The organism is Pseudomonas sp. P105, from assembly GCF_032614175.1.
Taxonomy (GTDB): Bacteria; Pseudomonadota; Gammaproteobacteria; order Pseudomonadales; family Pseudomonadaceae; genus Aquipseudomonas; species Aquipseudomonas rhizophila.
This window is the reverse complement of record NZ_CP126693.1, coordinates 3,847,303-3,868,916: the sequence shown is the minus strand read 5'-3', so window position 1 is coordinate 3,868,916 and position 21,614 is coordinate 3,847,303. Positions and strand designations below refer to the sequence as shown.

Annotated in this window: 21 protein-coding genes and 2 pseudogenes; 12 read left to right on the top strand and 11 right to left on the bottom strand. The window is 57.9% G+C overall.

What is annotated here, in order from left to right:
* Positions 1-365: 365 nt before the first annotated feature.
* The 4 genes and pseudogenes from QOM08_RS17290 (at position 366) to QOM08_RS29155 (ending at position 4,086) form a co-directional block, all read left to right on the top strand.
* Positions 366-713, top strand: a complete 348-nt coding sequence (locus tag QOM08_RS17290) for a RidA family protein (protein ID WP_041020384.1) — start codon at positions 366-368, stop codon at positions 711-713.
* 12 nt (positions 714-725) lie between these two features.
* Positions 726-1,961 (top strand): NAD(P)/FAD-dependent oxidoreductase, encoded by a 1,236-nt coding sequence (locus QOM08_RS17285; protein WP_039011365.1) that lies wholly within the window; start codon positions 726-728, stop codon positions 1,959-1,961.
* 139 nt (positions 1,962-2,100) lie between these two features.
* Positions 2,101-3,222, top strand: a pseudogene (locus tag QOM08_RS29160) (cache domain-containing protein); the annotation flags it as partial.
* A 9-nt stretch (positions 3,223-3,231) separates the two neighbouring features.
* Entirely contained in the window at positions 3,232-4,086 is an 855-nt protein-coding gene (locus QOM08_RS29155) for a methyl-accepting chemotaxis protein (RefSeq protein ID WP_405045663.1), read from the top strand.
* A 210-nt stretch (positions 4,087-4,296) separates the two neighbouring features.
* Here the strand turns inward: QOM08_RS29155 and QOM08_RS17275 are convergent, their stop codons facing one another.
* The 5 genes from QOM08_RS17275 to QOM08_RS17255 all read right to left on the bottom strand — a co-directional run bounded on the left by QOM08_RS17275 (position 4,297) and on the right by QOM08_RS17255 (position 9,642).
* Positions 4,297-6,447 (bottom strand): TonB-dependent receptor, encoded by a 2,151-nt coding sequence (locus QOM08_RS17275; protein ID WP_163854309.1) that lies wholly within the window; start codon positions 6,445-6,447, stop codon positions 4,297-4,299.
* A gap of 71 nt (positions 6,448-6,518) precedes the next feature.
* Positions 6,519-6,908 carry a DUF2946 family protein gene (locus QOM08_RS17270; RefSeq protein WP_081352505.1) on the bottom strand — a complete coding sequence of 130 codons (390 nt, stop codon included), beginning with the start codon at positions 6,906-6,908 and terminating at the stop codon, positions 6,519-6,521.
* A gap of 61 nt (positions 6,909-6,969) precedes the next feature.
* Positions 6,970-7,545, bottom strand: coding sequence for a c-type cytochrome (locus QOM08_RS17265; protein ID WP_163854307.1), 576 nt, complete (start codon positions 7,543-7,545; stop codon positions 6,970-6,972).
* Positions 7,532-8,839 (bottom strand): sulfite dehydrogenase, encoded by a 1,308-nt coding sequence (gene soxC, locus QOM08_RS17260; RefSeq protein ID WP_239548662.1) that lies wholly within the window; start codon positions 8,837-8,839, stop codon positions 7,532-7,534. Before soxC ends, QOM08_RS17265 begins: the two co-directional genes overlap by 14 nt.
* A gap of 185 nt (positions 8,840-9,024) precedes the next feature.
* The gene (locus QOM08_RS17255) at positions 9,025-9,642 is read right to left on the bottom strand and encodes a TetR/AcrR family transcriptional regulator (protein ID WP_163854305.1); all 618 of its coding nucleotides are present in this window, start codon (positions 9,640-9,642) and stop codon (positions 9,025-9,027) included.
* Between the two features lie 192 nt (positions 9,643-9,834).
* On the opposite strand from QOM08_RS17255, the gene QOM08_RS17250 reads away from it, so the two are divergent.
* The 5 genes from QOM08_RS17250 (at position 9,835) to QOM08_RS17230 (ending at position 14,571) form a co-directional block, all read left to right on the top strand.
* Complete coding sequence (locus QOM08_RS17250) at positions 9,835-10,728, top strand: DMT family transporter (protein ID WP_163854303.1); 894 nt, start codon at positions 9,835-9,837, stop codon at positions 10,726-10,728.
* A gap of 104 nt (positions 10,729-10,832) precedes the next feature.
* Positions 10,833-11,633 (top strand): helix-turn-helix domain-containing protein, encoded by an 801-nt coding sequence (locus QOM08_RS17245; protein ID WP_030141819.1) that lies wholly within the window; start codon positions 10,833-10,835, stop codon positions 11,631-11,633.
* Between the two features lie 57 nt (positions 11,634-11,690).
* Entirely contained in the window at positions 11,691-13,115 is a 1,425-nt protein-coding gene (locus QOM08_RS17240) for an NAD(P)/FAD-dependent oxidoreductase (RefSeq protein ID WP_163854300.1), read from the top strand.
* Positions 13,112-13,453, top strand: coding sequence for a cupin domain-containing protein (locus QOM08_RS17235; protein ID WP_039011379.1), 342 nt, complete (start codon positions 13,112-13,114; stop codon positions 13,451-13,453). The genes QOM08_RS17240 and QOM08_RS17235 overlap by 4 nt, the downstream gene beginning before the upstream one ends.
* A gap of 44 nt (positions 13,454-13,497) precedes the next feature.
* The gene (locus QOM08_RS17230) at positions 13,498-14,571 is read left to right on the top strand and encodes a polyamine ABC transporter substrate-binding protein (protein WP_063680200.1); all 1,074 of its coding nucleotides are present in this window, start codon (positions 13,498-13,500) and stop codon (positions 14,569-14,571) included.
* Positions 14,572-14,909: 338 nt separating this feature from the next.
* On the opposite strand, the gene QOM08_RS17225 is transcribed toward QOM08_RS17230, so the two are convergent.
* Complete coding sequence (locus QOM08_RS17225; RefSeq protein WP_041020391.1) at positions 14,910-15,125, bottom strand: hypothetical protein; 216 nt, start codon at positions 15,123-15,125, stop codon at positions 14,910-14,912.
* Positions 15,126-15,740: 615 nt separating this feature from the next.
* On the opposite strand from QOM08_RS17225, the pseudogene QOM08_RS17220 reads away from it, so the two are divergent.
* A pseudogene (locus QOM08_RS17220) lies at positions 15,741-16,130 on the top strand (sugar phosphate isomerase/epimerase); the annotation flags it as partial.
* Here the strand turns inward: QOM08_RS17220 and QOM08_RS17215 are convergent.
* From QOM08_RS17215 to QOM08_RS17195, 5 genes are all read right to left on the bottom strand, one after another.
* On the bottom strand, positions 16,027-16,713 hold the full coding sequence (locus QOM08_RS17215) for a TetR/AcrR family transcriptional regulator (RefSeq protein ID WP_082343550.1): 687 nt from the start codon (positions 16,711-16,713) through the stop codon (positions 16,027-16,029). The pseudogene QOM08_RS17220 and the gene QOM08_RS17215 sit on opposite strands and share 104 nt — an antisense overlap.
* Entirely contained in the window at positions 16,700-17,548 is an 849-nt protein-coding gene (locus QOM08_RS17210; protein WP_041020392.1) for a 3-hydroxyacyl-CoA dehydrogenase NAD-binding domain-containing protein, read from the bottom strand. Before QOM08_RS17210 ends, QOM08_RS17215 begins: the two co-directional genes overlap by 14 nt.
* A gap of 37 nt (positions 17,549-17,585) precedes the next feature.
* Entirely contained in the window at positions 17,586-18,122 is a 537-nt protein-coding gene (locus tag QOM08_RS17205; RefSeq protein ID WP_052435068.1) for a cupin domain-containing protein, read from the bottom strand.
* Positions 18,123-18,192: 70 nt separating this feature from the next.
* A complete protein-coding gene (locus QOM08_RS17200; protein WP_041020393.1) occupies positions 18,193-19,308 on the bottom strand; it encodes an alcohol dehydrogenase catalytic domain-containing protein in 1,116 nt (371 codons plus the stop codon).
* A 72-nt stretch (positions 19,309-19,380) separates the two neighbouring features.
* Positions 19,381-19,962, bottom strand: coding sequence for an amino acid synthesis family protein (locus tag QOM08_RS17195; protein ID WP_041020394.1), 582 nt, complete (start codon positions 19,960-19,962; stop codon positions 19,381-19,383).
* Between the two features lie 123 nt (positions 19,963-20,085).
* Here QOM08_RS17195 and QOM08_RS17190 point away from each other — a divergent pair, with 123 nt between their 5' ends.
* Positions 20,086-20,937, top strand: coding sequence for a fumarylacetoacetate hydrolase family protein (locus QOM08_RS17190; RefSeq protein ID WP_041020395.1), 852 nt, complete (start codon positions 20,086-20,088; stop codon positions 20,935-20,937).
* 40 nt (positions 20,938-20,977) lie between these two features.
* On the top strand, positions 20,978-21,538 hold the full coding sequence (locus QOM08_RS17185) for a VOC family protein (protein WP_041020396.1): 561 nt from the start codon (positions 20,978-20,980) through the stop codon (positions 21,536-21,538).
* Positions 21,539-21,614: the final 76 nt, after the last annotated feature.

Below are 21,614 nucleotides of genomic sequence, written 5' to 3'. Positions count from 1 at the left end.
TGTTGATCGCTGCTCGTAAACGCCTTCCAGGCCAGGGGGGGCTCACATGAATATTTGTTCAGGTGTAACTGAAGGTTGCATCGTAGTGTTTCCGCTGTCTCATTGATGAGTCGAAAGGAAGCGCATGGTAGGCCTTTCTGCGGACAGTATTTTGGACAGAAGCAGTGCTCGATCCACTTCGGATCAGGGGTCTGAAGGGGATCCTTGTCTAACAGGCACGGTAAATGCTTAGTCCTGTATATACAGTCTCATCGATCAGGCTTGTAGACCGATTTCCGATCTGCTGTGACACGCTCGGTCGAGTCGATGGCTAAAAGTGGCGCCTGCTATAGGCGCTTTCATAATCCGCTTAGAGAGAGTCCCCCATGACGGTTAGCAATTTGCCCTTTTCAAAAGTCCGCCACAGCCAAGGCCTAGTGTTTTTATCCGGTGAACTGCCGTTCAATGAGGACGGCAGCTTCCCGGCGGGTATCGAGGCACAAACGCGCCTGACGTTGATGCGCATTGCTCAAACATTGGAAGCTGAGTCACTGTCGTTGGATGACGTGGTGAGCGTCACGGTGTACTTGACCGAGCGGAGTAACTTCGCCGAGTTCAACCGGATTTATGCTTCGTTTTTCACGGCCAATTTGCCTGTTCGCGCTACCGTCTGTGCCGGCCTCGTGGTGGATGCGTTGGTTGAAATCAGTGTCATCGCGCAGCAGCGTGCTTGAGTTGGAGGCAGCGTGAACGACAAACAAGTAGTAGTACTGGGCGCCGGCATCGTCGGTATAAGCACGGCCCTGCATCTGCAACGCCGGGGCTGTGCGGTGACCTTGGTAGACAAGGGGCCGCCCGGGCGCGAGACGTCATACGGTAATGCCGGGATCATCCAGCGCGAGGCCGTTGAACCGTACGGGTTCCCAAGGGACCTGGCGAGCCTGATGAGAGTGGTGACCAAGCGCGATATCGGCGTCAATTATCATCTGCGTGCGCTGCCGGAGTACATGCCTACGCTGACCAGGTATTGGGCCAACTCAGCGCCAAGGCATTACCGAGCTATTGCGGACGCCTTTCGGACCTTGGTCGAGCATTCAATCAGCGAGCACTCCGAGTTGATCGAGCAAAGCGAGGCCCAACACCTGATCGTGCGCAAAGGTTGGATTCAAGCTTTTCGAACCCCGGAAAAATATGAAAAGGCGATGGAGAGCGCCCAGCGTGTGAGTGCGCACGGTGTATTGTCGCAAGCGTTGGACGGCGCCGGGCTCAGGCTCGCAGAACCCGCTTTGGGTGAAGCTCTCGTTGGGGGGATTCACTGGCTTCAACCTTGGACCTGTGTTGATCCGGGAGAGCTGGTGCAACGCTATGCCGAGCTCTTCTTGCGTGAGGGCGGACAGCTTGAACGCGGCGATGCCCGTTCATTGCGCCAAGCGGGAGCTGGCTGGCGAGTCTCCACCGAGTCCGGGCCGGTCGAAGCATCACAGGTCGTCGTGGCGCTTGGTCCTTGGGCCCAAGAGTTGCTGAGGCCCATGGGTTACCGCATCCCGTTGTTTATCAAGCGTGGTTATCACGCCCATTTCGCCGACGGGGCAAACTTGAGTCGCCCGGTGCTTGATACCGAGCAAGGCTACATGTTGGCGCCGATGAAGCGTGGTGTGCGTCTATCAACGGGGGCCGAATTCGCCCGTCTCGATGCGCCTCTGACCCCAGTGCAGCTAGGGAAGGCCGAAAGCGCGGCCCGACAACTCTTGGCATTGGGATCTCAGGTTGAGCGGACGCCATGGAGCGGTGCGCGACCTTGTACCGTTGACATGAAACCGGTCATTGGTGCCGCGCCGTCGCATAAGGGGCTCTGGTTCAACTTCGGCCATGCTCATCAAGGATTTACGCTAGGTCCGGTCAGTGGCCGGCTGCTTGCGGAATTAATGATGGGAGAAACACCAGTGGTCGAGCCGGCACCCTTCGCTCCTGGGCGTTTCTGAATTGACGATGCGTCGGCCTTCTCGTCCCTCCTCTTGAGAGGAGGGCAGGCATTATCTGAAAGAAAAATGACGACCGAGTTGTCTCGTTTCCACGTCGTGTGAGCAACGTTTACGGCACTCGCCGCGGGCGCTTTTACCCATGGGCGCCCACGTTCCATCTGCCTGCCCAGGAGTACTCATGAACATCAAACAGAAACTCACGTGGGCGTTTGCCGCTATCGCCTGCGCGCCAGTCATATTGGTCGCAATGGTTGTCGTACTGAACTTGCGTAGCGCAGCGCAAGCCAGTTTCCTGGATAGCAGTGGCCGCGAAATCAGGCAGATTGACCGCGGGATGCGGCAGTTTTTCGACAGCATCCGCCAAAACGTCGAATACCTTGCCAAAGACCCTCGGATCGCCAACGTTCAGGGATTGAAGAACTATACGGCCGCTGACGCCCCGAAAACGCCTGTGACGAAGGTCGATCGACAGATCCAGGTGGTATTCGACAGTTTCGCAGAAACCCACCCAACCACGGCTTCCATTTCCCTTGGACTCAATGACGGAGGTTTTGCAGGTTGGCCCGATGACCAGACAATGGCCAGCTACGACCCACGGGTGCGACCTTGGTACAAGGCGGCCATGGAAGCCGCACGAGGCTCAACCGTACGGACGGGCGCGTATTACTGGGCACCCGATGACATGGTGCTGGTCAGCACGGTCCGCACGATCAATGACGCGAGCGGCGCCCCGGTGGGCGTCGTTGGCGTGGACGTATCGCTCAAGCAACTGACTGAATTGGTCAAAGCCATCAAGTTGGGCAAGAGTGGTTACCTGATGTTGGTCGAGGCCAATGGCAATGTCTTGGTCGATCCCGCAAATGCCAAAAACAATTTCAAGCCGTTAGGTGAGCTAGGACCCGGCTATGCCGAATTGGCCAAAAGCGCTGATGGGGTGACTCAAGTCGAGATCGATGGTGTGCCATACATGGTCAACGTCCTGAGTTCCGATGGCCTGGGATGGCGTTTCATTGGCCTGATCAAGCGTGATGAAGTGATGGCCGACGCCATGAGCCTGACCTGGTTGATTGCAGCCATCGCTGTTGCATTGGCGGTGGTGTTCGCCATCGTTGGTGCTGGTTTTGCCAGCATGATCGTGCGCCCGATTCGTGGCGTGGCTGATGGGTTGCAAGAGATTGCCGAAGGTGAAGGTGACCTTACACGTCAACTCCAGGTACGGGGCAAGGACGAAACTGCCAACCTGGCCGGTTGGTTCAATCAGTTTCTAAGCATGATCGCTCAGTTGGTGAAGCGTATTGGCAATGCGTCGTCCGATCTGCAAGTCGCTGCCGCTGACACCAACGAAGTCGCCAATAACATGAACCTGGCTGCCGGCCGCCAACGTGAGGCGGTGGAATTGGTAAGCACCGCTTTCAATGAAATGCTCGCCACTGCCAATGAGGTCGCACATTCCTGCAGTGCCGCGGCGTCGAGTGCTGATGAAGGCTACCGCGACGTGCACGATGGCCAGAAGCAAATCAGCGAAGCCACCGGCAGCGTGCTCAAGCTCAGTGAGGAGCTGCAGGTATCGACCCAGACCATGCATCTGCTCGAGCAAGACAGCAATAACATCAATGCGATTCTCGACACTATTCGCTCGATTGCCGAGCAGACCAACTTGCTGGCGCTCAACGCCGCCATCGAAGCCGCCCGTGCGGGTGATCAAGGGCGTGGCTTTGCAGTGGTCGCGGATGAAGTTCGCGCCCTGGCTCGTCGCACCTCCGACTCTACCGGCGAAATAGACAGCCTACTGGGTAACCTCGCTCGCCGCACCCAGGAAGTCACCCAGCAGATGCAAGGCAGCCTGCAAGCGTCCCAGGCTAGCGTGCAGCGGATCCAGCGGGCCCGCGACAGCTTCGACAAGATCCGCGCTTCAGTGGACTCGATTCGCGACCAGAACACCCAGATCGCCACGGCGGCAGAGGAGCAGCATCAAGTGGCGGAGGAGATCAATCGGCACATCGCACAGATCCACGCCGATGCGCAGATGGTAGAGGAGTTCGCGCATTCAGCCCATGCCGGATCGGGGCGAATGACGGCCATTTCTGGCCAGCTTCAAGGATTGGTCGGGCGCTTCAAGTTTTAGTCCGTACGAACAATGGACGCTCAATTGCCGGTTAGAGGGTAAGCCCCATGAGCGTTGAGCCCAGAGAAAAAACAGTGAAAGCCGCCGTCCCTGGCGGTCCCGTCCAGCGGGCCATTCAAACAGGCTGATCAACGCGGGAAGGCCTGCGCTCCGAATCATGATTAGACCTGTCAGGTCGCCAGACCGTGTGCTGCATTCCGTTCGGGGTCGTCAGTACTTCCACTGCACAGCGACTTCCAGACTGCGCGGCTCGCCCACGTAATACTGGGTGTTGCTCTGGTGGATGAAACGGGCATAGACCTCGTCGGTCAGGTTGCGCAGGCGCGCGCTGACCTGTACGTGTTTGTCCAGATCGTGGGTCATGGACAAACCATAGACAGTGTACGAGGGCACCCAGGTCGTATTGGCGGTGTTGGCGTAGACCGACGACACATAGCGCACGTCAGCCCCGAGCTGCCAGTCAGGAGCCACGTCATAGGTCAGCCAGAGATTGGCTACGCGGTCGGGAATATTCACCGGATTCTTGCCTTTGCGCGAGAACACAACACCGGCGATGGTTTCATTGAACTCGTCGTACTCAGCCCTTACCCAACTGAAGTTACCGGCCGCCAATAGCTTGGGCGTGATCTTGAATGAAGCGGCCAGCTCTATGCCGGTGGAGGTTTGTTGACCCGCTTGTTCGGTGGTGTTGGGCACCGTCGAGGAGGGGACGGAGATGTTCTTGCGCACGATGCGGTAGGCCGCGGCGGTGGCCGAGCCGCGACCGTCAAGAAAATCGAACTTGCTGCCCACCTCGAATTGGCGACCGGTGCTCAAGTCGAAGTCGCTCACCTGGGCAATGGAGGCGCTGGTAAGCGTCCCTCCCGGCGGCTCGGCCGAGGTACTGTATTGGGTATAAAGGCTGACATTCGACGTCAGGTCGTACACCAGGCCCAGGCGTCCCGTGATTGCATCCCAACGCTTGTCGAGCCTGGCCTGCGCCGCATGATCGACCACCTCGAAATCGATATGGTCATAACGCAGCGCAGTGATCAGCGCCAGTTGCTCGGTCAGGCGCGTGCGGTTCTCGACGAACGCCGAAGAAGTATCAGTCCAAGTGCTGCGACCTTTACTGCGCGGTGCATCCATCCCCGGAATGTCCAGGAAGTGGCCCGGCTCGAAGCCATCTGGATCGATGGTGTCGAAGGCGCCTTTGGACAACGGGTAGTTGGTTTGCTGGTTGGTGTTGTAATCCACGCCCAGCGCCCAATCGCTGGCCAGGCCGAACAGCTGAGCCTGGTGAGTCAACTCGATTCGGTCACCGTTGACCTCCTGGTCGTGCCGCTGGCGGTAACCGCCGGAGCGGGCGATGGCGCTGTTGTCGCTGTTGTAGCGGTAGACCTCAAGGTTGCGGTAATCGCGCTGGCCATCGTAGTGGTAGAAGGTATTGCGCAACTGGGCATTGTCGTCCAGCTGGTAGTCCGTGATCGAGCGTATCCAGCGGGTGCGCTGCTCGTAGCGACCGTCCTCGACGTTGTAGTTGTTGAAGCGGTTGTGCTTGTCGATCTGCAGCTTGCCGGTCAGCGGTTGCAGTACCGGCGTGCCCCAGTAAGGACTGTCTTCCTTCTCTTCCAGGTATTCGATCGCCAGCGTATGGGAGAGTCGGTCGTTGATGTCGCTGAGCAGCGAGAAGGCCAGGTTGCCCGCACCGTTCTCCTGGCGATCTACGTAGCCGTTGCTGCTGGTGCGGCTGTAGTCGAGGCGCGCATAGTGGCGCGGGGCATCGCCGCTGTTGAGCGCTTTATTGAAGCCGACCGCGGTTTCCCAGGTGTCGTAGCGACCGTAGCTCATTCGGCCCTCGAAGGTATCTTCCTCACGGTTGGCAAGCTTGGTGATCACGTTCAGGCTGCCCCCCACGGCACCGCTGCCGTTGAGGAACGAGGAAGGGCCGCCGAGCAACTCCACCCGGTCATAAATCCAGGCGCCGACCGGACGGGCCGCGCCACCGTATTGCAGATTGATGCCGTTGAACAGCTGGCTGATCTGGGCACCGTTGAAACCACGGTACGACACATAGCCTCCCCAGCCGGGTGGCGCAGAAGCGTTAACCCCAGGCAGGGCGTTCGCCGCGTCTTGAAAGTTGCGTGCGCCGATACGTTCCATCGTCTTGCGATCGGCCACGCTTACAGAGGCGGGATTTTCCCGGGCACTGAGATTCAGGCGCGAGCCGCTTTCGATGGGAGTATCCAGGTCCAGGCGGGTGGCCGGTTTCGGCTGGTCGGCCGAGGCGTTGATGTAGCTGTTGGGTAAGTTCAGGGCAGTGTCTTGCGCCCACGCGCAGGTGCTGCCCGCGAGCAGCGCCAAAGTAGTCAAGCGAAACATGAAGAGCTTCCTGGCTTAATTCAATGAGCACACACCGGCCGCGCGTCATGCAGCGGCGGGTGGTGAAGAGGTCAGAGCGCGGGAAGCGGGGCGGGGGAGGCGCGAGGATTGATCAGGGGCCAGCGCTGCCTGGGTAGGCAACGGGTCGGTTGTGCGGGCAAGGGCCAGGCTGGCTCGCTGGCAAGCAGGGCGAGCAGCCCGAAAAACGCTGCCAGCAGGATCGCACCGAACAGGCTTGCAATGACGCAATCACCGACGACGGGCAGCGAAGGGGCGGGCACATCCTGCAGGCCCTCGAATATTGCCCCGCCGTCAGTAGAGCAAAACAGTCCGCCGTCCAAACCGCTCAATCGCAAGCCGGCCATTTGTCCATGGCCCATCGCGCACAGCAACGAACCGAACAGGATGCTGAAGTACAGCACCCAGGCAATCATCGATTTTTCGCGGCTGGCCAGCTTCATCAGCAAAGCTCGTTGAGAAGGAACGGTTTATCGGCGAGCGGATTTTACATTTTTTGATCCGTCAGTGAGCTTTTAAACAGTTCGACATACAAGCAACCGCCTTGCTGTCTGGTCTGTCGTCGGTATAAAAACCGTCTCGATTCGGCATCTTTACATCCGCCAAGGTCGATGCATCCACGGTCGCGTTGGCGTCCAGCAGCTTGTTCATGTGCAGGATGTAGCCGGTCACCGCATAGACTTGTTCGTTGGACAATGACTGTGGCGCCTGGAAGGGCATGGCTCTGCGGATGTAGTCGAAAAGCGTCGTTGCATAGGGCCAATAGCTGCCAACTGTCTTGAGCGGTTTGTCAGTCGTCAGCGTTCCTTCGCCGCCCGCCAACGCAGGACCGACGCCGCCCTCGAGTTTCACCCCATGACAGCTGACGCAACTGTTCATGTAGACCTTTTCCCCGTCCGCCACCGTTGCGCGCCCTGGAGGCAAAGCCTTGCCGTCGGGCGCCACGTCGATGTTCCAACTGGCGATCTGCGCTTCGGTAGCCTTGGTGCCCAAACCGTATTGGGATTGTGCCGAGGCATGAGTCAGCGCACAGGCGCACAGCAAACCTATGAATAACGAACCACCTTTAAGCCCGTCCATTGGTCACCTCCCCACTGCTGGACACGCGCCACGGTTGCACCGAGTTGTTGTGGTAGAAAGAGACCTTGCCGCGTTCATCGATCAGCTGTTCCAGCATCGGCTGAACATATCCGGTCTCGTCGATGGCGCGGCTCATGATCATCAACTCTTGGCCGTTCCATTCGAAAGGCGCCCTGAAGGCGGTCAGCGCCTTGGTCAGAATGGGCTCCTGTAGCCTGGCTTGCGTCCAGGTATTGCCGCCATCGACGGAGACATCGACACGGGTGATTTTGCCGTGGCCGCTCCAGGCGATGCCACGCATCTCATGCAGGCCCTTGCGTGTCAATTTCTGGGTGCCGGAAGGGTAGGTCACCAGCGATTTGCACTCCATGACGAAGGAAAACTTCCGAGCTTTGCCGTCCGCCATCAAGTCGGTGTATTTGGCGGTTTCTTCCCGGCTGTAGGCGGGCGCATCGGTGACATGAAGTCGGCGCAGCCATTTGATGTGGGTGTTGCCCTCGTAGCCGGGGACAAACAGGCGCAGCGGGTAGCCCTGTTCCGGCCTTAGACGCTCGCCGTTCTGGCTGTAGACGACCATCACATCGTCCAGGCATTTCTCGATGGGAATGCTGCGCGTCATTGCGGCGCCGTCTGCCCCTTCGGCAATGATCCACTTGGCTTGGGGCTTGAGCCCGGCTTCATCCAGCAGGGTCTTCAGGGTAACGCCAGTCCATTCAGCGCAACTCACCAGGCCGCTCACTTCCGCTGCGGTTTTACCCCAGGGAGGAAGAAACGATGGGTTGCCCGAACACTCCATGAAGTGCACGCGTGACACGGCGGGGAACTGGCGTATCTCGTCCACGGTAAAGATCAAGGCGTTTTCGGTGAGGCCATGGATCACCAGCCGGTGTTGCGCCGGATCGATTTGCGGGACACCTGCGTGGTGGCGCTCATAGAACAGGCCGTTCGGTGTAATGATGCCGTCCAGCTCTTGAAGTGGGGAGGTGCTGTAGGCGGACATCGTGTCCTTCAGGCCGGGATATAGATTCCTGACGGCTTTGGTTTCGAACGTTGAAGGTTTGCCATAAGGGCTTGCAGTGGGAGCGCCAAGGCTACGGGTCCATTGCGGGACTTCAAGGGGCAGGTTCGGATCAAGAGGGGCGACGTTGGTCGTCTCTGCGCTGACCAAGTCGCTATCGCCCAGAGCAAAGGCAGCAGTACCGATAACGGCCCCGCTTTTAATCAAGAAATCCCTGCGAGCCAAAGATGTTTGAGGCATGTCTTGCTTGGCGGGGACCATGGATTTTTTTGTCATTGTTGTTCCCTCTGATTCCTTTGTCGGGCTGGACCCAACGGCGAGTCTATAGACCGATCGGTCGGTCTGTAGGTAAGCCTAGAACGAAAAACGCGCGTGGTCCAGTCGCAAGGACGACCATCGGTGATGGCACGTGAATGAGGGGAGCGAGGAAAGCGGCGCACTTGAAGCGCCGCTGATGACAGTCAAGCCGGGCGCGGCTCAACCTTCAGTCCGGGCAGGAGGGTGTCGCAAAAGAACGTCGCGATGGATTCCGGAGAGCGCGGGCCACCGGGCTTGATCCACAAGTAGCTGTAGTGGTGGATACCAAGAATAGCCTTCACGGCTAACGAGTCAGATGTGTGGAAGGTCCCCTCGCTCACGCCAGCCTTGAGGATATTCGACCAGAGCTTTTCATACTGCCGGTGCAGGTCGAGCAATTCAGTCTGGCGCTCGCCAATGACCGAATACACTTCTCGAAAACACACCGTCATTTCGGCCAGGTGGGTGACAATCGTGCGCATCACGATGGCCGAGAATTGGCGAAATTTATCTTCTGCAGGCTGGTCGCTCTCGCACAGGGGCGTACCTTCTGCGATGAGCACCCGCAAATACCGGCTGGTGATTTCAAACAGCAATTCTTCCTTGCTGCCGATGTGGTAATACAGCGCGCCTCGAGCCAGGCCAGTGGCTTTTTCCAACTCAGCCATGCCGGTTGCGTGAAACCCGCGCGTCGAGAACAGCTGCGCAGCGATCTTCAGTATCCGCTCCTTAGTGCTTGTTTCAGCAGGTTCGGCGGCGACGACGGCGTTCTTTTTTCCCATGGGTCAATTCCAACCGGTTGAGCGCCAATCATACCCATGCGTGCGCGGTGAAGGATACAGACGGGCGAAGCTCATCCCATGGTTGCAGGAAGATAGTTGTATTGACCGATCGGTACAGAGACGTTTAACGTGTTTTTAAGGGCGCGGTGGCGTCAAGAGTTCTGAGAGCCTGCCTAGGCATTGGGATCGACCATGAAAATAAGCAACCCCGTAACGAAGGCGTCCAGCTCGTCAGCCTCGGCAAGATTGATCGCGATGATCTGTTTCGCCATGCTCGCCTTTGCCGCGAACTCCTTGCTGTGCCGCCTGGCGCTTAAGCACACCGACATTGATGCTGCGAGTTTCAGCGTTGTCCGGCTGGCCAGCGGGGCCTTGGTGTTATGGCTGTTGTGTGCCTTGAGGCGGACCTCAACCATAGGCAAAGGCAGTTGGCAGGGGGCCGCTGCCTTGTTCGTTTACGTCTTCGCTTTTTCCTTCGCGTACCGTCATTTGGAGACCGGGACGGGGGCATTGCTGCTGTTTGGCGCGGTTCAGCTGAGCATGGTTCTGTACGGCATGTTCAAAGGCGAGCGGATGCACACGTTGGCAGTCGTTGGGTTTGTGCTGGCGATTGTTGGCTTGGTTAGCCTGCTGGTTCCAGGTGCCGCAGCACCTGACCCCGTTAGCGCACTCACGATGCTGTTATCGGGGGTGGCATGGGGGATCTACTCACTGCTTGGCAAAACTGTCGCCGATCCCTTGGCAACCACAACCGGCAATTTCCTGCGCTCGATTCCCCTGGTCTTGATGGCAAGCGTGCCGTTTCTCTCAGCGTTGCGTTGGGATCCGCAGGGGATACTTTATGCGGTTCTTTCCGGCGCGCTAGCGTCAGGCGTCGGCTACGCGGTCTGGTACGTCGCGGTGCGTCATCTGGCAGCGTTTCAAGCCGCGACGGTGCAGTTGAGCGTGCCCATCCTGGCTTCGCTGGCGGGCATCGTTTTTCTGGGGGAAAGCCTGAGCGTAAGGATGGTGTTGGCATCCATTGCTGTACTGGGCGGCGTTGCGTTGGTGCTGGGTGGCAAGCATGGCAGAGCCACAGGCAGCTAGAGGCTCCGCTCGCTCAATCATGTGCGCCTGCGCGTGCCTGAATTTGTTCGCTCAACCACTCAAGGACTAGACTGGTGCCGCCCAGTCATAAGGCCCGTCAACCCATGCTTCTCGTCCCGTCAGATACCGCCGAACAGACAAAACTCACCCTTGAGGTGGTGCTGCGCTATCACATGGCCTGGAAGCACCGCGACCTGGAGGCGATACTCGCGCTCTATCACCCGCAAGTGCAATACAACGATTTTTTCCAGAACCGCAGCATGGGCCTGACCGAGCTGCGCGCCTACATCACCGGCACGTTGCCGCGCCATCCCGATGAATATCTTGAGCACAATGACCGCATCCGCGCTGACGGCTGCACGGCATTCATCCAGTACCAGACCGCTCTGAAGGGCAGTGGCGAGCGGGTGGTTTTTCGCACCAGCGAAGCAATCACCGTATGTGAGGGTCAGATCCTGCGTGTCAACGAATACGCGTCACTCGTGCGCGACGGCGAGCCCCACGCCGGGCGTCGCGCCCCCGCCATCAGTAAGCTAGGGCTCTCGGCGCGCCAGTTGAGTTTCATGGCGCGAGACTTGGCCGATTACTTTACCCGCCAACAGCCATTCCTGGATCCTGACCTGGATCTTGCTCGGATCGCCAGCGCCACCGGGTACAGCCGTAATCAGTTGTCTTACCTATTGAATCAAGTGCTCGGGCAAAGCTTCTATCGCTACGTGACTCAGGCTCGCTTGGCCTACCTCCTTGAACGCCTCGCCAGTTACGACGAAAACGCACCCATCGATGCCCTCGCAGTGGCTGCCGGATTCAATTCCACCTCGGCGTTCTACAAGGCTTTCCGCAGCCATACCGGCTGCACACCAAAAGCCTGGTTGAAGGCCAATTGCGCGCGTACCCGCAGATAACACAGGCCCCTTCGCTGCGCATTAAGCTCTGTCGGCAATCAAACGATGGAGCAGGTAATGGCTGGTTGGGGTGGTGTGAGTTTGTGGATGGAGCAAGTCGATGAGGTGCTGACGCCGCGTCCGGCGTTGCATCAGGATCTGCGAGCCGATGTGGTGATCATTGGTGCCGGCTACAGCGGCCTTTGGACGGCCTATTACCTCAAGCAGCAAGCACCGCACCTGGACATCGTCATAGTTGAAGCACAGATTGCCGGTTTCGGCGCCTCCGGCCGCAATGGCGGCTGGTTGATGGGGAATCTGCTCGGCGAAGACCGACTCCTGGGGCCCTTGCCCGCCGCCCAACGTCATGCAGGATATCAACTGCTGCACGGAATCCCCGATGAAGTGGCGCGGGTGTGCCACGTCGAAAGCATCGATTGCGAACTGCGTAAAGGTGGCGTGCTGTACTGCGCGGCGCGGTATCCCGAGCAAGAACGGCGCCTGCGCGAACAACTCGCTGCCGCCCGTGCGCAAGGCCTGGGTGAAGACGATTATCGCTGGCTGAGCCCTCAGGCTTTGCGCGAACAATTGAATGTGGCCCAGGCGTACGGCGCCCTGTATTCACCTCACTGCGCGACCCTTCAACCTGCCCGGTTGGTACGGGGGCTAGCCAAAGTCGTGGAGCGCATGGGGGTGCGTATTTTCGAGCAAAGCGCTGTGCTCGACTGGACGGCAGGCCAAGTTCGAACCGAGCACGGTCGGGTGAGCGCCGATTGGGTGGTGCCGGCCGTCGAGGGGTATGCCAGTGCCTTGCCCCCGCTGAACAAATATCAACTGGCCGCGCAGAGCCTGATCGTTGCGACTGAGCCGCTCTCGGCCGACGTATGGGCCCAAATCGGACTCAACCGTGGCCAGGCTTTCAGCGAAAACAGCCGACAAGTCACCTACGGTCAGCGCAGCCGCGATGACCGCTTGGTATTTGGTGCCCGCGGTGGCTATCGCTTTGGAGGTCGCCTGCGCAGTGACTTCAACCTCAGTCAGGCCGAACGTGAGTTGCGCCAGTACCTGTTCAGCGAGCTATTTCCGATGTTGCGCAATGTTCGCCTGACTCACGCCTGGGGCGGCAACCTGGGTGTCGCCCGGCATTTTCACCCGCACATGCTGGCCGACCGTCGCCAGAAGATCGCACTCGCCGGTGGCTATGGCGGTGAAGGCGTAGGCGCCAGCAACCTGGGTGGCCGTACCGTGGCCGCGCTGATTCTTGGTCAGGACAACGAACTGACACGCCAGCCTTGGGTGTGGGCCGACCGTCCGCTGGCTTCGTTGCCACGCTGGGAGCCAGAGCCCCTGCGCTGGCTGGGTTACAACGCCATTATCCAGAGCTTTGTTCACGAGGATCGGATATTGGCCAACCTCCATGTACCGCGCTGGCGTCGCCGGATGGCCGAGGGTCTGGCGGGTTGCATGGAACGATTGATGAAGTCCAAGGAGCCGTTCGCATGAAGATCGATCATTTTCGCGACACCCCACACTTGCCTCTCGGGGAATCGAGCGCTGTTGGCGTACCGCTGGGTGAGCCGGTTTCACAGGTTGCCACGACAAGCGTTGAACGCGATGACGGCGTCGAAGCCGGCGTGTGGGAATGCACCCCCGGCCGCTGGCGGCGCCAGATCGTGCAACAGGAGTTCTGCCATTTCATCCAGGGGCGCTGCACCTTCACCCCGGATGGCGGTGAGGTCCTTCATATCCAGGCCGGCGACGCATTGATGTTGCCTGCGAACACCACGGGAGTCTGGGATATACAAGAAACCGTTCGCAAAAGCTACGTGCTGATTTTCTGAACTGCCTTCACCCATAACGTAAAGAACAAAGGTTGAGGTCTCGTATGTTGAAGTCGATCGTTCCGCTACTGTTGATCGCGTCCACCGCTCAGGCGGCAGACACCGTCAGGATCTACAACTGGAGCAGTTACATTGCCCCAGATACCCTGCAAAACTTTACCAGCCATACCGGGCACCCGACTCAGTATGACGTGTACGACAGCAACGAGGTCCTCGACGCCAAACTGATGGCCGGCCGTTCCGGGTATGACGTGGTGTTTCCCTCCAACCACTTCATGGCCCGGCAGATCAAGGCCGGTGCGCTGAAACCGCTGGACCGTAGCAAGCTGCCGAACTGGCAGAACCTCAACCCGACGCTGATGAAAGTTCTGGAGGCCAACGATCCGGGCAACCGATACGGTTTCCCGTACCTGTGGGGCAGCACCGGCATCGGCTACAACGTCGCCAAGGTCAAGGCAGTCCTGGGCGATGTACCGATAGACTCATGGGACATCGTGTTCAAGCCGGAGAACATGAAAAAACTCGCCCGATGCGGCGTAGCCATGCTCGACAACGGCCCCGAGATCCTTCCCATCGCCTTGAACTACCTGGGGCTTGAGCATCACAGCAAGGACAAGGCCGACTACGAGAAGGCCCAGGCCCTGCTGCTCAACGTGCGGCCCTATGTGAGTTATTTCCACAACTCCAAATACACCAGTGATCTTGCAACGGGTGACGTTTGCCTGGTCGTAGGGTTTTCCGGCGACGTGATGCAGGCGGCAGCAAGAGCCAATGAGGCCGGCAATGGCCAGCAGATTGCCTACGCCATTCCCAAGGAAGGCTCACCGATGTGGTTCGACATGGTCGCCATGCCTGCCGATGCTCCGAATGAAGCGGCCGGTTACGCGTTTCTGAACTACCTGCTGGACCCCAGCGTCATGGCTGACATCAGCAACTACGTGCACTATGCCAACGGCAACGCTGCCGCTGAGGGCATGGTCGACAAGGCCATTCTCAACGACCCGATGGTGTACCCGCCTGAAAGCGTGATGAAGAAACTCTTTGTGCTGGAAGCGATGCCGCTAGAGACCGACCGACTGCGCACGCGTGTCTGGAGCCGGATAAAAAACGGACAATAAAGCCAATCGCCGATAATGCGGGCAATCGGGTCATCGGCGGCAGGTCAGCGGTAAGAAAGCAATGCCTCACACAGGCACCATGACCGCTTGATGTACTCTGGAGGCAGGTCCAAAATTAAGTGTTTTCCTGCTCCGGCAAGAAAATAAAATCCTTGGACTTCAACGAGTCGGACACCAGATACGAGTCTCGTTTCTCGTTCAAAGATTCAAAAAGAGCCGCTCAGATCAGTGGCTCTTTTTGTGTCTGGAATTTCCCAGTGTCAGTGATTGTGTGACGATCGTCTGTGTTGTTTCCGCTTGCCCAGTTGCTGATGCGCTCGAAACGGTAGGAGCATCACTTAATCGGCTTCCCGTTTCTTGAATCGAGCTAAACCCTGTTTGATGAAGCCGGCTTTTTCCTTGATCGTTTGCAAAGCTCTACGGACATTGCGTCCGACCTCTTCTTCGTCTCGCTTTTCGATATGGAGCGTAAGCTCCATTATCGCTGCTTCTAGCTTGACCTGGTTCCGGTAGATTCTTTCTAGTACATTCGTCAGCGAATACGCTTCACGCATTTGTTTTCGCCTTCCTCTGAAAATTTCCAGCTTAGCACTCAGAAAACAGATGATGGCCACCCCGAATCGATATGAAGGCTGGGAGCAATCGCATTAATGATGAAGAATGATGCCTGGAGCCGAGCCGGTTTCCTGCAGCCGAAGCCCGATAACGTCTTTGTCTCTGAAGCAACCGTCATGCATTGGAGCCAGTACTAGGCGGGGGCTATTTAAGATATTCCATGCGTCGTTTGGCCTTGTAACAGTCATTGGTATCGATGACCTTCTGGTAATACTCTAAGCGCCGCGCACGATTGCTATCACCCTGTAGTCGTTAGATTTAAGCTTGATAATCACGACCGTTGCCCCACTGCATGGCGAAGCCCACGGGTTCCTCAGGCTTGCACTCAAGCCGAACAACAGGCTGTGGACAATATTTTTCGTAGAGCGGCATGGTGGTTTCTATGGCCTGCAAGGCTTTTTGGTACTCGGGTGTATCGGTAACGCCAAGCACCAAGAGGCAATTTCAAGTGCTGGCGGAGCGAAGCCTTGGGCGAGGCTTCGTTCGAACAAAGGGCAAGCTTTCTCTTTTATCACTTCGCTCGAAGATAGCATCGCGTAAATCAATCCGAGACGATATTGGGCACTGGTTCCCATTACGTCGTGGGCCACGAACTGCCTGAGTCGGCCACTGCCGAAGACGACGAACAGATTCACACCACCTTGCGACACAGTTGGGTTTTTCACGGGCGGGTCGCTAATAGTGAGCAGCTCCAAGTGCCGTTGACCTTCGCCCAGCATCGCCCCTGGCTGGACCGGTTTCTAGGCTGGTGGCGTTACGGAATCAAGGATTGGCAGGCGCGACCGAACACACCCGCGATCCTCTCCTTCACCTGCGAGCTTGGCCCGCCACCCTATGCGATCACGAGGCATGATGGGCGCGATATAACGGATCGCTGGGGCGAGGCGCTGATGCTGAAGGAACTGATGCGTGGTGTTTGGGATGAGTGTCAGGCGGGGCGCTGATCTGAGGCTGTGCCGAGCATTCTTGCACAGCCCCTTTGATCAGCCGCTCGATCAGGTGGGTATTAACCTCATCAGCCAGCGGGTGTCCCTCGAGCCAACCCGGCAGGCAGTTGAGAAAACGCGTGATGACATGCCCGACCGCTGCAGCTGTTTCTTGTGCACTTAAGGTATCGCTGAATACCGCGCGCAGAAACGCGTGTTCATAGCTGACGCGTTTGAGGGTGATGCGTTGCTTCTGAGCGGTGTCGAGGTAGGCAAAACCCTGTAATGCCAGTCGAAAATGCAGGGGCCGCTCACGGTGCAGCTGTAAGTGGGCGGCAATCAGGTCCAACAGTGGGTGGGCGCCAGCCGTTCGTTGCCGCACGGGCTGAACCAGCATGAGGAGTTCTTCGTAGAACTCTTCGATCAGATCGAACAACAGGGCTTGTTTGCTGGGGAAATGGTTGTACAGCGAGCCAGGGGCGATACCCACGTGGCGAGCCAGTTCGCGCATGCTGACCTGTCCGAATCCCTTGCTGACGAAAAGCTCCAGGGCCCGTTCCCGGATCGTGTCATACCCACCGCGAGTTTCAGCTATAGACATGAAAGCCACGTCCTGATTTTTTGCCTAGCAATCCTGCAGCGACCATCTCTTTGAGCAGCGGGGCGGGCCTGTATTTCGGATCGCCAAAACCTATTTGCAGGTTGTCCAGAATTCCCAGCACGGTATCCAGGCCAATTAGGTCAGCCAATGCGAGCGGTCCGATCGGTTGGTTGCAGCCCAGGCGCATGCTGGCGTCGATTGCCTGGGCATCGCCGTTTTCCTGAAGGACGAAGATCGCTTCATTGATCATCGGAATGAGGATTCGGTTGACGATGAAGCCCGGGCGATTCTGGGTGTGGATTGCGGTCTTGCCCAACTGTTCGACCAGTGCCCCGGCGGTGGAGCAGGTCGCGTCGCTGGTTTGTAAGCCACGGATCAGCTCCACCAGGCCCATGATCGGCACAGGGTTGAAGAAGTGAATCCCCATGAAGCGTTCCGGGTGCTCGATGCTCGCCGCCAATTCCGTAATCGATAGCGATGAAGTGTTGCTGGCGATCAGGCAATCCAGGCGAGCATGGGTGTCAACTTGCTGCAAGATCTTGCGCTTGAGTATCAAGTCCTCCGTGGCCGCTTCGATCACTACGTCCATTTCATCCAAGTCGGTGTAATGGGTCGAGGTATGGATACGTTGCAGGGTCTCGATGGCTTGCGCGGGGAGGAGTGTCCCTTTTTCAACTTGCCGGTCCAGGTTTTTTTGCACGATTTGCAGGCCCCGGCCGAGCGCCTGTTCATTGATATCGATGAGCAATAACGTATGGCCGGCTGCCGCGCAGGTTTGGGCAATTCCACTGCCCATCGTGCCGGCGCCAATCACTGCAATGTGCTGCAGGGTCATGTTGAGCACCTAAGGTTCGGGGGAAAGTGTGTGTCGACTAGTCACGTTTCATGCCGATCATCACGAATAGCGCGCGGGCGATTTGATCGCTCTTGTTACGCCAGGCATGTCGGGTTCCACGCTGGATGACAATCTCTCCGGGCCGGATCAGCTTTTGTTCGCCATTGTCCAGTTCCAGCCAGAGTTCACCCTGGAGCAGGATGCCGTAGTCAATGGTCGGGGTCGTGTGCATGCCCGGGTGGTCCGGTTCAAAGCATTCGAACAAGCCGGGCAGGGCACCCCCCAATTCCTCGATCATCTGTCCGACATCCGTCGGGTTCTGCATCACGGTGTCCGGGGGAAAATCATAGATTGCCAGGCTGGTTTCGCCCGGACCGGGCACCAGGGAAGGGTGCCTCAGGGTGGGGTCCTGCTGAGCGCCGGCCGTTCCGACTGTTGAGCCGGTGGACCAAAGGTGCGCCATGGCATGGCCGGGAATGGACTCAAAGACACAAGACCGCGGGGCAGCGTCATCGCTGATGAATACGGATTGGCCTGTGGCATCCAGACCGGTGACGACTCTTCGGATTTTCATGGCATTCCCCTGGTGTTGTTGGGCGGGCATCACGTAGCCCCGCCGTTGTGGTGAGCAGGTGTCGTTAATGTCAGGGGCAAATGACGTAGTTACTGAAGCCACCGTGGCGATTTTCGATACCGGTAATCGCGTCGTTCACCTTCTCCAGGCTGAAGGCCGTGTTTTCGAAGAATGAAAGATCCAGCGTTCCGGACTCCACCATGTCCGCCATGGCTTGTCCTTGCCCAGTAGTGAACCAGGCGGAACCGCTGATCTGGATGTCGTTGTCCATGATCCAGTGCAGATCGATGGGGACCTCACCTGCGATAGCACCAATATTGACCAGATGACCGCCGCGGTGAATGGATTTGAGGGCTTGGGTCAGGGTCTCGTGGGGTGCGCCTGGGCCCAGAGCATCGATCACCACATCGACACCTTCACCGTGCGTAACTTCATTGACCCACTCATGGGTTGGCAGCGTGCCCAGGGTGTGGATTTCAATCCGGCCTGGCGTGGCGAGATCTTTCACCCGTTGGAAGAGCTCCTGGTTGCGGGCCGTGCCGAGGATCTTGCGAACGCCCATCGCCAGCGCCAGGGCGACGGCGCCCAGGCCGAGCGTGCCGCTGATGCCATTGATCAACAGGGTGGTGCCAGGCCCGACATTGGCCTTGAGCATTGCCTTGTAGGCGGTACCCAGGTAGCCCAGTCGCGCGGCCGTCTCGAAGCTGAGGTTATCGGGCAGTTTCACCAGGCTGTATTGCGGAGCAGGGATGTACTCGCAAAGACCACCGTATGGATAGTCTTCGAACATGCGCTGGCTTTTTGGCGTGAAACCGAAATAGCCATTGAAGGTATAGGCAGTGCAAGCGATGGTATTGCCCGCACGACAGGCTCGGCAGGAACCACAATGGCGGCCCGGATTGACGTAGACCCGGTCACCAACCTTGAAGTCGTAGACCTGTTCGCCTACTGCCTCGATGACTCCCGTTGGGTCAAGGCCGAAGGTCGCCGGCAGTTTCGGCAGAGGATTTTGGGGGAACCATTTAACCCAGTTGGTCAGGATGTTATGGAGGTTGGGGACGATTCCGCAGGCCTTGATCTTGACGAGCACTTCAGTTGGACGAATGCCCGGTACGGGCAACTGCTCGATGACCATGGGTTTGCCGCCTTCATACAGGCGTGCGGCGCGCATCGTTTTTGCAGTCATGATGTTCTCCGATACTCATATTATTTTTGTCGTAGTACGTAATCCGTGGAGCGACGCTTCAAAACCCTGGCATCAACGTAACCCGTCTTCGCCCTTCACTTCGGCAGCACTCAGGCCGCCCAGCCGCGCATGAATCCTGCCGCCGGTGGCCATGGCCAGGCCAAAAGCGATTTCGCCACGGCGAGGACCATCCCACACGGTCATTTCCGCCACACCGAAATGACTGCGGACATAAGCTGCCTGGATATGCCCCAGCGGAATCATCACCCGGCAACCAAGGCCACCGATAGTCTTGCCCGCTGGAACGATTGCCTTGGGATTGCCCAATGCTTCACGCATCGCCCAGCCGCCGGCTTCGTGCCAGACCGCACCGTGCTCCAGTTCGCCGTCTTCACCAACAATTGCACCCTTGCCATAAGCCTGAACCTGCGAAGCACCGCCCAACGCCTGGATCAACTGCTCCGACAGTTGTGCGCCTAACCCCCTGAGCTCCTGCATGAAGGGCAGCAGATCATCTTCATACCTGCCGGCGTAGGGATTGGCGACCACGGCGGTGGCAACCGCAATGCGCAACGGAGCTGACGCACGCGGGCCTCCCTCGTGAAAGATTTCTTCAACGTCCAGTTTGATCTTACGAACCATCACCAGCGACATGCTTGCCTCCAGAACCAAGAGCCTTATCGGACTCATTATTTTTTTTCGCGACCTTTTGCATTATGCATTTAATGATGTATGGTGCAAGAAATTAGTTTTTGTGCATAAAAATAGGAGAGGAATATGAAGCTGATTTCGTACCGCAAAGAAGGGAAGGCCCATTTTGGCGCCGTGTCAGGTGACGGGGTGATCGAGCTGACCCGTCGTTTTGCGCAGGTTCCGGACCTCGCCTCCTTTCTGGCCAATCGATTGCTGGTACAGGAGGCACACAAGATCGTCGAGACCGCCCAGGCCGATTATTCGTTTTCCAGCATTCAACTGGAGGCCGTCATCCCTAATCCCGGCAAGGTGATCTGCGTGGGCATCAACTATGTGGCTCACGCCGAAGAGGCCGGCAGGAAGGTCGGGGAGTTTCCGGTGATATTCCAGCGATTTGCCGAAACGCTATTGCCCCACGGCGAACCTCTGGTCAGGCCAAAAGTGTCGGAGCAGTTCGACTTCGAAGCGGAACTGGCCGTCGTCATTGGAAAGGGTGGCGCGCACATCGATCCGGCCGATGCCATGGACCATGTGGCGGGCTATACCTGTTTCAACGATGCCAGCGTGCGGGATTGGCAGTTCCATACGCACCAGTACGGCATGGGTAAGACATTCAGAAAAACTGGCGCACTGGGCCCCTGGATCATTCCAGCGTCGGAAATTTCCGATTACCGTAAGCTGGTGGTGCGGGGGGTTCTCAACGGCGAACAACTGCAGGAAGGCAGCCTTTCGGAGTTGGCTTTCGACATTCCTCATTTGATTTCCTACGTGTCCAAGGCACTGCCGTGGAACCCGGGCGACATCTTGGCAACCGGTACCCCGAGCGGGATTGGCTTCAAGCGTAAACCGCCGATTTTCCTGAAACCCGGCGATGTCTTCGAAGTGGTCATCACTGAAATCGGGACCCTTTCGAACGGCGTTATTGACGAAGCCTGAGCGTTGTCCTCTACACAATCATAAAAACTGGAGGTTCCACATGCCCGCATTACCTACCATCAATTTCACCCATTCCGGCGTGTTCTGCTCAGACCTGGATCGGATGGTCGATTTCTACTGCCGCATCCTGGGTTTCATCGTCAGCGACAAAGGCGTGGCCTCGACCGGGCATCGTCTGTTCTTCATGACACAGAATCCCGAACTGCACCATCAGGTCGTGCTCTTTGACGGCAAGCCCGTTGATTTGCCCTTCAACCCGATCAATCAATTGTCGTTCCTGCTCAATTCGTTAGATGACCTGAAGGCGTACTATCAATTCGCTAAAAAAAGCGGCATTGAGGGCATCGCCCAAGTGGACCACGGGAATGCCTGGTCGATTTATTTCAAGGACCCTGAAGGCAACCCCGTCGAGATGTATGTCGATACACCGTTCTATACCGCTCAGCCGTGCAAGGAACCTCTGGATCTCGAGCTACCGACCGAGGTCATTCTGGCCCAGACCGAGGCAATGTGCAGGCGCCGTCCAGAGTTCCAGACGCGCGCGCAATGGATGGACTCCATTCGCACAAAGATTGAGGAGCAGCGGGTCCGAATCGCCTGATCGTTCTGTTCGGTAAAGACGATATCTGGTTGATGAACAGGCGTCGTGATTGCATCAACCAGCATTCGCAATCGAC